Source organism: Pseudoalteromonas sp. P1-11 (assembly GCF_001399995.1).
GTDB lineage: Bacteria > Pseudomonadota > Gammaproteobacteria > Enterobacterales > Alteromonadaceae > Pseudoalteromonas > Pseudoalteromonas atlantica.
Map to the genome: position 1 here is coordinate 118,336 of NZ_LJSP01000008.1, position 12,746 is coordinate 131,081.

The 12,746-nt window shown below is 41.8% G+C and carries 11 protein-coding genes and 1 pseudogene; 4 read left to right on the top strand and 8 right to left on the bottom strand.

Translation table 11 applies throughout. The features are described 5' to 3' along the window. Positions 1 to 73: 73 nt before the first annotated feature. The gene (gene speD / locus AN390_RS14365) at positions 74 to 886 is read left to right on the top strand and encodes an adenosylmethionine decarboxylase (RefSeq protein ID WP_004588193.1); all 813 of its coding nucleotides are present in this window, start codon (positions 74 to 76) and stop codon (positions 884 to 886) included. Positions 887 to 968: 82 nt separating this feature from the next. On the opposite strand, the gene AN390_RS14370 is transcribed toward speD, so the two are convergent. Continuing rightward, on the bottom strand, positions 969 to 2,240 hold the full coding sequence (locus tag AN390_RS14370) for an aromatic amino acid transport family protein (protein WP_004588194.1): 1,272 nt from the start codon (positions 2,238 to 2,240) through the stop codon (positions 969 to 971). Positions 2,241 to 2,716: 476 nt separating this feature from the next. On the opposite strand from AN390_RS14370, the gene AN390_RS14375 reads away from it, so the two are divergent. Beyond that, positions 2,717 to 3,202: a hypothetical protein gene (locus tag AN390_RS14375; RefSeq protein ID WP_055255186.1), complete on the top strand. Its 486-nt coding sequence runs from the start codon at positions 2,717 to 2,719 to the stop codon at positions 3,200 to 3,202. A 199-nt stretch (positions 3,203 to 3,401) separates the two neighbouring features. On the opposite strand, the gene AN390_RS14380 is transcribed toward AN390_RS14375, so the two are convergent. From AN390_RS14380 to cysG, 7 genes are all read right to left on the bottom strand, one after another. Beyond that, positions 3,402 to 3,683 (bottom strand): hypothetical protein, encoded by a 282-nt coding sequence (locus tag AN390_RS14380; protein ID WP_029774141.1) that lies wholly within the window; start codon positions 3,681 to 3,683, stop codon positions 3,402 to 3,404. A 156-nt stretch (positions 3,684 to 3,839) separates the two neighbouring features. Further along, positions 3,840 to 4,610 (bottom strand): 3'(2'),5'-bisphosphate nucleotidase CysQ, encoded by a 771-nt coding sequence (gene cysQ, locus AN390_RS14385; protein WP_029774142.1) that lies wholly within the window; start codon positions 4,608 to 4,610, stop codon positions 3,840 to 3,842. 5 nt (positions 4,611 to 4,615) lie between these two features. Further along, a complete protein-coding gene (gene cysC / locus AN390_RS14390) occupies positions 4,616 to 5,212 on the bottom strand; it encodes an adenylyl-sulfate kinase (protein WP_055255187.1) in 597 nt (198 codons plus the stop codon). Positions 5,213 to 5,245: 33 nt separating this feature from the next. Next, positions 5,246 to 6,970: an SLC13 family permease gene (locus tag AN390_RS14395; RefSeq protein ID WP_004588197.1), complete on the bottom strand. Its 1,725-nt coding sequence runs from the start codon at positions 6,968 to 6,970 to the stop codon at positions 5,246 to 5,248. Positions 6,971 to 7,001: 31 nt separating this feature from the next. Further along, entirely contained in the window at positions 7,002 to 8,426 is a 1,425-nt protein-coding gene (gene cysN / locus AN390_RS14400) for a sulfate adenylyltransferase subunit CysN (protein WP_024032042.1), read from the bottom strand. Beyond that, complete coding sequence (gene cysD, locus AN390_RS14405) at positions 8,426 to 9,325, bottom strand: sulfate adenylyltransferase subunit CysD (protein WP_004588199.1); 900 nt, start codon at positions 9,323 to 9,325, stop codon at positions 8,426 to 8,428. The genes cysN and cysD overlap by 1 nt, the downstream gene beginning before the upstream one ends. Positions 9,326 to 9,373: 48 nt before the next feature. Next, on the bottom strand, positions 9,374 to 10,801 hold the full coding sequence (gene cysG, locus AN390_RS14410) for a siroheme synthase CysG (protein ID WP_055255188.1): 1,428 nt from the start codon (positions 10,799 to 10,801) through the stop codon (positions 9,374 to 9,376). Between the two features lie 281 nt (positions 10,802 to 11,082). Between cysG and deoC the strand changes: the two genes are divergently transcribed. Together deoC and AN390_RS19960 are read left to right on the top strand one after the other, a co-directional pair. After that, positions 11,083 to 11,826, top strand: coding sequence for a deoxyribose-phosphate aldolase (deoC, locus tag AN390_RS14415; protein ID WP_055255189.1), 744 nt, complete (start codon positions 11,083 to 11,085; stop codon positions 11,824 to 11,826). A gap of 13 nt (positions 11,827 to 11,839) precedes the next feature. Further along, positions 11,840 to 12,687 (top strand): annotated as a pseudogene (locus AN390_RS19960) (SPFH domain-containing protein). The last annotated feature ends 59 nt before the right edge of the window (positions 12,688 to 12,746 follow it).

Consider the following 12,746-nt stretch of genomic DNA (forward strand, 5'->3'; position numbering starts at 1 on the left):
GAAAATTCGTATAAAATCCGCGAACTTTTCATTCTGCAGGTGCAGATTTCACTAATTTATAGGTTGGTTTATCATGAACAAACCCTTCGATAAACTTAAACTTCATGGCTTTAATAATTTAACCAAAAGTTTAAGCTTTAGTATTTACGACATTTGCTACGCAAAGACCGAGCAACAACGTAAAGAATACATTGAATATATCGACGAGCAGTACAGTGCAGATAGACTAACCGACATACTAGGTGATGTTGTTGATATTATTGGTGCTAACATTTTAAATGTGGCGCGCCAAGATTATGAACCACAAGGCGCAAGTGTGACTATTTTGGTTTCGGAAGAGCCGGTAGAAGAGCAGCAAAATTACGATGCTGACGAAGCGCCAGGTCCATTACCAGATTCTGTTGTTGCGCACCTAGATAAAAGCCACATTTGTGTACATACCTACCCAGAAGCGCACCCTGATGATGGTATTTGTACATTCCGTGCTGATATTGAAGTATCTACCTGTGGCATTATTTCGCCACTTAAAGCGTTAAACTTCTTAATTCATAGCCTTGAGTCAGACGTAGTAACCATTGACTACCGCGTACGTGGTTTTACCCGTGACGTAAACGGGGTTAAACACTACATTGACCATGCAATTAACTCGATTCAAAACTTCATGACAGAAGATACCAAAGAAGCGTACCAAATGATGGACGTGAACGTGTATCAAGAAAACCTGTTCCACACCAAAATGATGTTAAAAGAAACCGACTTAAACACTTACCTGTTCGGCCTATCTACTGATGAGCTGTCGGATGAGGAAGAAGAAGAAATTCGCTCTAAACTAACCCGCGAAATGCAAGAAATATTCTACGGTCGTAACCTACCAGACGCAGAATAAATTAGTTTAAAAGCAATTTAGTTGTATTAAAAATGGCGCTCAGTGAGCGCCATTTTTTGTGAGGGTATTTAAAGCAACTCGCTTAATTAAGCATGCTGTAAATAAGCGCACATACGGCCAGTGAGCCCACAGCAAGTACAAACAAGGTACTTAAACGGTTGCGGTATTTACTCAGCGCAGGCACTTTGTATACGGCAATCATTGGCATAATAAATAAAATCATCGCAATGATAGGGCCAGAGAGCTGATCCATCATGTCTAAAATGCTTGGGTTTTTAACCGCACAAAACCAAATAGCAAAAAACATAATGAGTACGCCAATTTTGTCGGCTACTTTTGCACTTAAGCTTGTTTGCTTAGTCACCAAACCGGTAAAGCTTTCGCGTGCACCTAAAAAGTGCCCTAAAAACGATGACGTAATCGCAATAAAGGCAACCAGCGGCCCAAGGGTCGCGATATACGAGTTACTGGTGATATTAGCAAGGTAAGATAAAATCGATACGTTAGCCGCTTTAGCGGCAGCCATTTGCTCACTAGTAAGCGAAAGCACGCACGAAAATACAAACAGCAGTACAAATACAATAAGTAGTAAGCTAGTGCGTTTTAAAATAGCCTCAGCCTTATTAGTGGCCTGATTGCCATAATGCCCACGCTGCACGTTCACAAAGCTTGAAATAGCCGCCGCATGGCTAAACGAAAACACAATAATAGGAATAGATAACCACAGCGTTTTAGTAAAGCTGCCCGCCTCAGGTAGGCTCATATCAGGCATTTGCCAGCTAGGGATTAAATAGAGCGATAAGCAAAATAAAATACCTACAAGCGGATACACCAAAATAGCAAAGGCACGCAGCATTAAGCGCTCGCCGCCCATCATTAGGCTAATCATACCGGCAACCAATACACCCGAAAGTAACACGCGAGAAGGTGACTCAAGGCCCATTTGGTTAACCATAAAGCTGTCAACGGTATTGGTTAAGCCTACGCCGTAAATAAGCAAAATGGGGAATATAGATAAAAAGTATAATAAAGAGATTAATCTACCCGCCGTTACACCAAAGTGCTCTTCAACAACATCAGTAAAATCTGAATCTTTGTTTTTAGACGACAACACAAAGCGGGCTAAGCCACGGTGTGCTAAAAAGGTCATTGGAAAGGCTAAACACGCCATAATAATAAGCGGCCAAAAACCACCTATACCAATGTTAATAGGTAAAAATAAAATGCCCGCGCCAACGGCGGTACCAAAAAGGCTTAACGTCCACTGCGTATCGTGCAGGTTCCATTTAGAAGTAGGTGTGTGTTCACCTGTTGTTGATGCATTTGAAAGCGTTGCATCTTGTGATGGTGTCATGTGTGTGCTCATCCATTATTTAAATAATAATCGCGCGCAAGAATATAGTTTTTAGCTAAAAGTTTCATGTTTTGAGGGGGTTTGTAGACTAATTAATTAGACGCCGTTGCACCAAAAGTGTCATGAATACGAAACAGCGCTGTAAAAATAAACAAATACCTTAACCAGCACAGTTGTAGGTTGGGTAGAGCGAAGCGAAACCCAACACGCCATTGCTCCTCTAAATTCTTACTTTATTTTAGTTATAGTGTTTTAGATTTTAGTGAGTAGATGTGGCAACGGATATCTAAAAGCTTGAGTGTCCTTACTTATTGTAATGACTTCGTTAATAATTATTTCCTAACTAATTAAGGGGTAATAGTATGAGCAATAATTCTATAAAGTGGCACAAGAAACCAAGTGGTATATTAGCTTTAAATATTTTAGGTAGCATAATTGCTGCGCTTATTTTTACCGTAATATTTTAAGGGGCTGTTATGAAGAGTAAATACCTAGATATTAATGAGCAAACCATTAATGAATTAGAGGAGGCGTGGGAGTACCTTAATAAGCACTTTTATAGTGAGTTAAATTTAGAAAGAGACCGCCCTTTAGTGTCGGAAGATCCACTTGGTAAACTTGCATATTTCATGGAGCTTGGGATTTACCCACCACCTGAATTACTTCTCAAAATATCAGAGATTTATGAAGTGTATATGCTACAAGCTGGTAAAGTTGATCTTGAAGAATCATTTTATGGAAAGCCTATTAAAGGCATTGGAAACTTTTCTGGGCGAGAAGCAAAAAAGCAAGACGTTAAATTTTTAGAGATGACGTTATCTATGGAAGCTATTAGTAATGAAAAGAAAAAACGTTCGCAATATGAAGTAGCCGAAGAATATTTGAGAGCTAAAGGCTCAGACGAAGATCCTGAACACTTATTAAGAAAGTTGCGTAGATACAGAAATAAGCCTGCTAACTAAAGCATACAACAAGCGCTTTATACTAGGCAATGGTCTCCTCGATGTGTAGTACCCGTTAACCATCCTCGCTATTTCGCACTAAAAAACTTGTCTACCAATTGATAAAGCGTACTGAAACACAGCAACGTTATAAACATACCAAGTGATAATATAACCTTTTCTTTTAGGGGTTGTTCAGGCTTTTGGGCTAATATGCTTTTTAAGAAATAAAGAAAGTAAAATAGGTGCACGCACCGATGCCTATAATCAGCATAAAGAGCCGCTTTATTAAATTACCTTCAGTAGGAGGAATTTCCTCACCGGTATACGGTGTATAAATACTTATTTTTAATATAAATGCATAGATATATCTATAACAGAAGAAAAATACTAACACGCAGAACAACAGCTTTTCTACTGACTCAAAACCTATGAAAAAAGTAGCTCCTAACACAAACCATAAAATGCCAAACAATAAAACAATAACCTTCTTTTTATCCATACTGACTGCCTTTATTTTTTCTTTAAGTTCTTTATTTATAAACCTTAAAAGGCGTTTTAGTTAACAGATTAGGAGTGGTCATCTATTGATAATATACAGAGCTAAAGCTATCACTTATCTTGCTGACAACTGATAGCTAACCACTCAAAACTGCTCTTATCCCTCTAAAGCCGAAACAATAAAATACGGATTCAAATACTCATCTTTGGTGTTATAAATAAGCGGGCTGCCATCGAGCTTGGTTACTTTAGCGCCGGCTATTTCAGCAATAGCATGGCCAGCACCCGTATCCCACTCACAGGTTGGGCCTAAGCGCGGGTAAATATCGGCGCTGCCTTCGGCCACTAAACATAATTTTAGTGAGCTGCCTTTTGAGACCATTTCAACGTCGTCAAAGCGTTTTACAAACTCGGCTAAATCGGGTGATGGGTGTGAGCGGCTGCCAACCACGCGGATTAACCCTTTATTAGGTTTGGTGGTTACTTTAAGCTCGATGCGCTCATCGCCTTTATCTTTAAACGCGCCAATGTCGTTACTGGCTAAGTACGATACGCCAAGCGCGGGCGCATCAACGACAGCAAGCACAGGTTTGCCGTTTTCGATTAGGGCTATATTTACGGTAAATTCGCCGTTCTTTTTAATAAACTCTTTAGTGCCGTCGATTGGGTCTACTAACCAGTAGCTTTTCCATGTTTGACGAATGTCCCAGCTTATATCAGCGCTTTCTTCGCTAAGTATAGGTGTGTCGGGTGTGAGCTGTTTTAGCCCTGTCACAATGACTTTATGAGCTGCTAAGTCGGCGTCGGTTACTGGGCTTTCATCGGCTTTGTATTCAACGTTAAAGTCCTTTTCGTAAATCCCCATTATGGCTTGGCCTGCTTTGCGGGCAAGGATGAGGGTTTCTTCTAGTAGCTCGGTTTGGTTCATTGGGGTTAACCTATAATATGCTTTTGTTTTAGATACGTTATCAGTTGTGTAACCGATTGGTCTAGGGTGTTTTTACTGGTATCTAAAATTATTTCTGGGTTGTTGGGTACTTCGTAGCTTGAGTCGATACCGGTAAAGTGTTTAATCTCACCTGCGCGGGCTTTTTTGTATAAGCCTTTAGGGTCGCGGCTTTCGCATACATCAAGCGGGGTATCGATAAATACTTCAATAAACTCGCCGTCATCTACTAGGTTGCGCACCATGTCGCGCTCTGCTCTAAATGGCGAGATAAACGCGGTAAGCACTAATAGGCCGGCATCGGTCATTAGTTTAGCGGTTTCGCCAACGCGGCGTATGTTTTCGATGCGGTCTTCGTCGCTAAAGCCAAGGTCTTTACATAAGCCGTGACGCACGTTGTCGCCATCAAGCAGGTAAGTGTGCGCACCTTGCTGATTAAGCGCAGCTTCTAGTGCGTTGGCTACGGTGCTTTTGCCAGAGCCAGAAAAACCGGTAAACCATAAAATGGCCGGTTTATGCTTTTTTTGCTCACTACGCTGTGCTTTTGTGGTTGCGTAGTTATGCCAAACAATATTTTCATCCATAGTGGTGTGTCTCTTGTACTGTAAGCGCCCGTATTAAAAAGGAAATACGAGCGGGATCAAGGTTAATACCGTGATTGAATAAATAATAGAAAGGGGCAAGCCCATTGTTATGTAATCTTTTAAGCGGTAGTTACCCGCGCTGTAAACCATAAGGTTTGTTTGATACCCAAACGGCGATATAAAACTGGCTGATGCACCAAACGCTACCGCCATAATAAAGGGCAGAGGGTCTACATTAAAACCCACTGCTAACGAGTAAGCCACAGGGAATGAAAGCGCTGCTGCGGCATTATTAGTAATAAGCTCGGTGAATAATACGGTCATTAAAAATATGGCGATAAACGCGCCATAAGGGCCAAAATCACCTAGTACCATAAATAGGGCATCTGATATTTGCCCGGCAAGCCCGGTTTCTATCATTAATTTAGCAAGCCCTATGGCACTGCCTACAACGGCGAGTAGCTCAATGGGGAAGCGACGTTTTACTTCGCTCAGTTTAACTGTACCGCTAAGCAATAAGCCAATGAGTAACACCAGAAGGCCTTTTACTAAAGGAACTATACCTACAATGCTTAACCCTAACACGGCGGCAAAGCCTGCCAATACAATATTAGATTGTTTAGGTTTTAGATGTGTTTGTAAGTCAAACCCCGATATATACACAAATTCGCGGTTTAAATTAGGTAAAGAGTAAAAGTTTTTACCGGGAGCGAGTATTAAGGAGTCGCCGGCTTGCAATTGCACTTGCCCAAGGCCGCCTTGTAAGCGGTCATGCCCTCGGCGAATGGCAATAACAGCGGCATGAAACTGCTCTCTAAAACGCGCCTCTTTTACGGTTTTGCCGATAAACTTTGATGATTGGCTTACAACCACTTCAACTAAGTGTTCTATGTCTTTTTCGTGGTTGTCGTGCACCACTTTTAATCCGTCAAAGCGTCTTAATAAGGGCACCGATTTAATATCGCCAACAAACAGCAGTACGTCGTTTTGTCTAATAATTTGCTGAGGTGTTACTGCGTATATACGCTCATCGCCACGAATAATTTCGGCGAGGAATAAATCTTTTAAATCGCGTAGGCCGTTTTCTTCTACGGTGCGGCCAATAAGTTTAGAGCCTGCCTGCACTTTTCCCTCTAAGTAAAAGGGAATAACCTCTTGTGTGTTTTTGCCGTTGTCGGGCAGGTATTTGAGCATCACTAAAATAGTAATGAGGCCCACACTTAATGCGCCAATGCCCACTAAGGTAAAATCAAAAAAGCCCAGTGGCGCCATACCTGCATCTACGGCAAAACCGTTCACTATTAAATTGGTTGATGTACCAATAAGTGTAATGGTGCCACCTAATATAGCGGTGTACGACAGCGGTAATAGTAGCTTTGAGGGTGAATGATTTGGGTTGTCTTTTATGGCGGTGATAAGCGATGCCACAACCGCGGTATTGTTAGTAAATGACGATAAAAACGCGGTTGATAAACCAAGCTTTGTTACCGACTTTACTAAGCTTCCTTTAGATAACGATTGGGAAAGCTGTTGTATGAGTGTGGTTTTTTCAATAGCGATTGAAACCAGCACTAATAATACTAGGGTAATGAGCGACGGGTTTGCGTAGTTTACTAACATGCTTTCAAGGTCAATCAGGCCTGTTAAATAACCCGTACCAATAGCACTTACAAATAACCATGCTGGATTAATGCGGGTGCCAAAAAGGCACCCAACTAAGGTAAGCATAATGCCTGTTAAAACGAGCTGCTCTACCATGCTTTTATATTCCTAACAGACATTTTTATACTTACAGTTTTGAAATATCAAGCGCTTGCCAATGTGGGAAGTGCTTGCGTACTAAGCTATTAAACTCAATTTCAAAGTCGCTGAAATCGCTGTTTTGTTTTTCGCTTTTTAGTACTTGCTCAATCATACCTGCGGCAACCGTTAAGTTAGATAAACGGTCGATAAGAATAAATGAGCCAGTTTCGTGGTTGTTGTGATACTCATCAGCTAATATTGTTTCGCTTAGTTCAAGCGTGACAATGGCAATTTCATTTAGCTGAAGTGAATCGGCTGTGCCGTGCTCTAAAGTGTTTACATCAATAGTGTGGTCAATCTTTTTAACCACGGCTGATGTATTTTTGCTACCTAGTTTAATATTGTAGCTTTTACCTAGTACCAGCGGCTCTTCGTGCATCCACACAAGTTTAGCTTGTATAAGGTTAGTAACCGTTGCACTTGAGCTTTGCGGCACAATGACATCGCCGCGGCTAATATCAATTTCGCTATTTAGGGTAACGGTAATTGCTTGGCCGGCCTCTGCGTGATCTAGGTTGCCATTAAAGGTCACAATTTCTTTAATGCTTGATGTTTTACCCGACGGTAATACTTTTATTGCATCGCCAACTTGTAATTTACCTGATGCCAATGTGCCCTGAAAACCACGGAAGTTTAAGTTAGGGCGCACTACATATTGCACTGGCAAGCGTGCTTCAAAGCCGGTATCGGTTTCGGCCGCTGGTGAGTCTTCTAAAAGCTCAAGCAATGGCTTGTCGGTGTAATAAGGCGTATGAGCAGAGCGTGTTACTACGTTGTCGCCTTTAAGCGCCGACATAGGCACAAACTTAATGTTTGATACGTTAAGTTGCTCAGCAAATTTAAGGTAGTCGGCTTTGATTTTTTCATAAACGGTTTCGTCAAAATCAACGATATCCATTTTATTAATCGCTACCACAAACTGTTTAATACCTAGTGAGTCACAAATAAAGCTATGTCGCTTAGTTTGTACTTGCACACCGTAGCGAGCATCAACCAAAATAATGGCTACATCGCTTGTTGATGCGCCTGTTACCATGTTGCGTGTGTATTGCTCATGCCCTGGGGTGTCGGCAATAATAAATTTACGCTTAGCCGTTGAAAAATAACGGTACGCTACATCAATAGTAATGCCTTGCTCGCGCTCAGCTTGTAGGCCATCTACCAGTAGCGCTAAGTCTAGCTCTTCGCCTGCGTTACCTACTTTTTCGTTATCTTTATGAAGAGCTGCTAGCTGATCTTCATAAATTTGGTGGCTGTCGTGCAGTAGGCGGCCAATCAGTGTTGATTTACCGTCATCTACGCTGCCACAGGTAAGCATACGCAATAAGCTTTTATCTTGTTGGCGTGCTAGGTAGGCGTCTATGCCAATCTCTTTTACTTCGTTAATGGTGTCGTTAGTATTGGTAGACATTAGAAATACCCCTCACGTTTTTTCTTCTCCATTGAGCCTGCTGAGTCGTGATCTATTACACGGCCTTCACGTTCAGATGACGTAGATAGCAGCATTTCTTCAATAATTTCTGTTAGGTTACTGGCTGTAGATTCAACTGCACCGGTAAGTGGGTAACAGCCTAAAGTACGAAAACGTACCGACTTCATTTGAGGTACTTCACCCTCAGCAAGTGGCATGCGCTCATCGTCGACCATAATTAAGGTGCCGTCGCGCTCTACTACTGGGCGCTCTTTCGCTAAATAAAGCGGAACCATTTCAATGTTTTCTTGGTAAATGTATTGCCAAATATCAAGCTCAGTCCAGTTAGACAGTGGGAATACACGGATGCTCTCACCTGGGTTAACTTGGCTGTTGTAAGTATTCCAAAGCTCTGGACGTTGGTTTTTAGGGTCCCAGCGGTGGTGTTTATCGCGGAACGAGTAAACACGCTCTTTAGCGCGAGACTTTTCTTCATCGCGGCGTGCGCCACCAAATGCAGCATCAAAGCCGTATTTATCTAGCGCTTGCTTTAAGCCTTGGGTTTTCATTATGTCGGTATGTTTACCCGAGCCATGCTCAAACGGGCTAATACCCATTGCCATGCCTTCTGGGTTTTTGTGTACCAGCAGGTCAAAACCGTATTCTTTTGCAAGGCGATCGCGAAACTCAATCATTTCACGAAACTTCCAGTTGGTGTCTACGTGTAATAACGGAAACGGAATTTTTGCAGGGTAAAATGCTTTACGCGCTAAGTGCAAAAGTACCGATGAATCTTTACCAATAGAGTAAAGCATTACTGGGTTCTCAAACTCAGCGGCGACTTCGCGCATGATTTTGATACTTTCAGCTTCAAGTTGCTGAAGGTGAGTTAAAGCCATTGTTAGTCGTCCTACTAAAATGATTAAAAGTGATTAAGTAAAATATAATTATGTATTTGATACGCCGGTCAGCGGCTGAGCAAAGCTACTGGTTTGCTCGTTTTGGCCAAACCATGCAAGCTGCGAGTGCAGGGCGGCTACTTCGCCAATAATAAGTAATGCTGGCGATACCACACTGTTGCGCTCTATTAAATCTGCAAGCTCACCTAATTGCCCCGTAACAACACGCTGGTTTTTACGCGTGCCGTTTTCGATTATGGCAACTGGCGTATTAGCGCTGCGGCCATGTTTTAAAAGCTGAGCCTGTATATGTGGCGATTTAATAACGCCCATATAAATAGCTAAAGTTTGATGCGCTTTAGCAAGCGATTGCCAATCGAGCTCCTGGCCATCTTTTTTACAATGCCCTGTTACAAACTGGATGGCTTGTGCGTGGTCGCGGTGAGTAAGCGGAATACCCGCATACGCGCTACAACCAGCGGCGGCAGTTATACCCGGTACTATTTGATAATTAACATTATTGGCAGCCAGTACTTGTACTTCTTCGCCACCACGTCCGTAAATAAATGGGTCGCCGCCTTTAATGCGACATACTTTTTTGCCTTGCTTGGCAAAATCAACCAGCATTTGGTTGGTATCTTCTTGCGCTACACTGTGATTGCCCATACGCTTGCCTACGCAAACTAAATCGGCATCACGGCGTACTAATTCCATAATTTCATCAGACACTAAATAGTCGTATACAACGACATCGGCTTGCTGCATTAACTGCAATGCTTTAAGTGTTAAAAGCTCAGGGTCGCCTGGGCCTGCACCCACTACATACACTTCGCCTTCTGGCTCGGCTTTGGCATCAAGCATTTGATCTAGTTGTGCTTGTGCTGCATCGGTATTACCTGTTTGCACTTTGCTTACGACTGATGAATCAAACACGCCTTCCCAAAATTGGCGACGATCGGCAAAGTGCTTAAAGCGCTGTTTTACTTTGTCTCTAAAACTGCCAACTAAAGTAGCCAGTGGGCCAATGTGTTGTGGGATTAACGTTTCAAGCTTTTCACGTAGTCGCCGAGCAAGTACTGGCGCGGTGCCTGCACTTGAAATAGCTATGGTTATTGGATCACGGTCTACAATTGATGGGAATATAAACGTACATTTAGGTTGGTCATCAACCACATTTACAAATACATTGCGTGCGTTTGCTAGCTCAAATACATTGTTGTTTACTTCGTCTAAGTCTGTGGCTGCTATAACCAGCATTTTGCCATCAAGGTGCGACTCATCAAAATAGGCATCAATAAGCGTTACTTCATTGTTTTGTGCATGTTCTTTTAGTTCATCACAAAACCAAGGTGCCACTAAGGTTACATTTGCGCGGGCTTTTAAAAACGCGCGACATTTGCGTAATGCGACCTCTCCACCGCCAACAACCAGCACGGGTTTGTTGTCGAGTTTGGTAAAGATAGGTAAATACTGCACGTGGTTAACACCTCTAAGTAAAATCTAAAATAAAACGCTATTGAGCAGGGGGCAGAATATAGCGCGCACTAGTAAGTAAAAAATAATTAAAACCAAGTTTATATAACCAAAAGTTATAATGGGTGGTTGTTTTAGGTTTAAGCCTTAATCTATAGGGGATTAACGCGCATTACACGCAAAATAATGTGCTTATAGTGTTTGGTTATGAGCTATAGCGAGATTACGTTAATTTGTTACTATGACGCTAAACCTAATTTATCGCCTACTTAAAGGGATTACGTATGACTGAACAACACAACGATGCACACTTAGCTGTGTCGCTTATGGATTTAACAAGCCTAAACACCTCAGACACGACCAGTGATATTCAGCAGCTTGTAAATAGTATTAACCCTAAGTTGGGCACGCCTGCTGCAGTATGCGTTTACAGTGATTTTGTAGATGATGCAAAAATAGCACTGGCTGCGTGTGAGCTTAACCATGTAAAAGTAGCAACGGTTACAAATTTTCCTAGTGGTGATGCGCCACTGAGCGATGTGATAAACGAAACACTGATAGCAATTGAGCGCGGCGCGGATGAAATAGATTTAGTGATCCCGTATAAAGCACTTATTGCTGGTGAGCACAGCAAAGTGCTGGAGTATGTAACTCAAAGTAAAAAAGCCTGTGGTACAAAAGCGCAATTAAAAGTAATTATAGAAAGTGGCGAACTTAAAACTGCAGAGCTAATCACTAAAGCTACAAACTTAGCTATTCAAGGCGGGGCTGATTTTGTAAAAACCAGCACAGGTAAAGTGGCAATAAATGCAACGCTTGACGCAACAAACGTGATGCTCAGCGCTATTAAACAATCGGGTAAGGTTGTTGGTTTTAAAGCCGCAGGCGGAGTTAAAACCGTTATTGATGCAAAGGAGTATTTAGTACTGACACGCTCAATTATGGGCGATGACTACTTACAAGCCGCTACATTTAGGTTTGGCGCATCAAGCTTACTAAGTGATGTATATAAAGTATTAGAAAAATAACCAAGGACATATAATGAAACCAAGAAATTCAGGGATGCAAAACCTGGTCAATAACCTTGTTAAAGGTGCCATTTTGGCCGGTGTTGTAGGGTTTGGCTTAACTGCATGTACTAACCCAAGCACGCCTGCAGGTGAAGAAGGGTATGTGTACGAAAAACCAAGAATATTTGGCGAAGGGGGCTATCAAGGCACCATGAAAGGACCGGCTAACTATGGTGTTTCTTTACTTCGTAATGAAGTGGTAAACATTGATATGCGCCCCAATACGTATACCGAAACATTCAGAATTCTTGCTAATGATGATTTAAATATAAAATTTGATTTTCATGCAGTAATAGGGATTCAAAGTGGCTCGGTAAAAACAGTTGTAGAAGAGTATGGCGCTGAGAACTGGTATAAACGCTTTGTGCGTGAAACGTTTAGACCTATGTGCGTGACATTGTGCAAAAGTACGACAGTGGTGAGCTGAAAACAAACCGCGAACAAATAGCGCAAGAAGTTAGTTTGCGTTTACAAACTTATTTATCATCAACGCCCTTTAAATTAGCAAATGTAGTAGTGGGAGATATTAATTACCCAGCCATTGTCGCAAATGCTGTAGAGAAAAAGCTTGCCGCGCAGCAGTTACTAGCAGAGAAAGAAACACAAAAAGAAATAGCACGCAAAGATGCTGAAATAAGAGTGGAAGAAGCAAAAGGTATTGCCCAAGCCCAAAAAATAATTAACGCAACGCTTACTGCAAATTATTTACAACATGAGGCTATAAACGCGCAGGCAAAAATGGCTGAGTCGCCAAACCATACAACGGTTTATATTCCAGTTGGTAATAATGGCGTGCCGCTAGTAAAAGGGGCTAATTAAGCCTTTTTATTATTAAGGACTTAATAGTTTATCGAGATTTTGCAATGTGGGTATCTTTT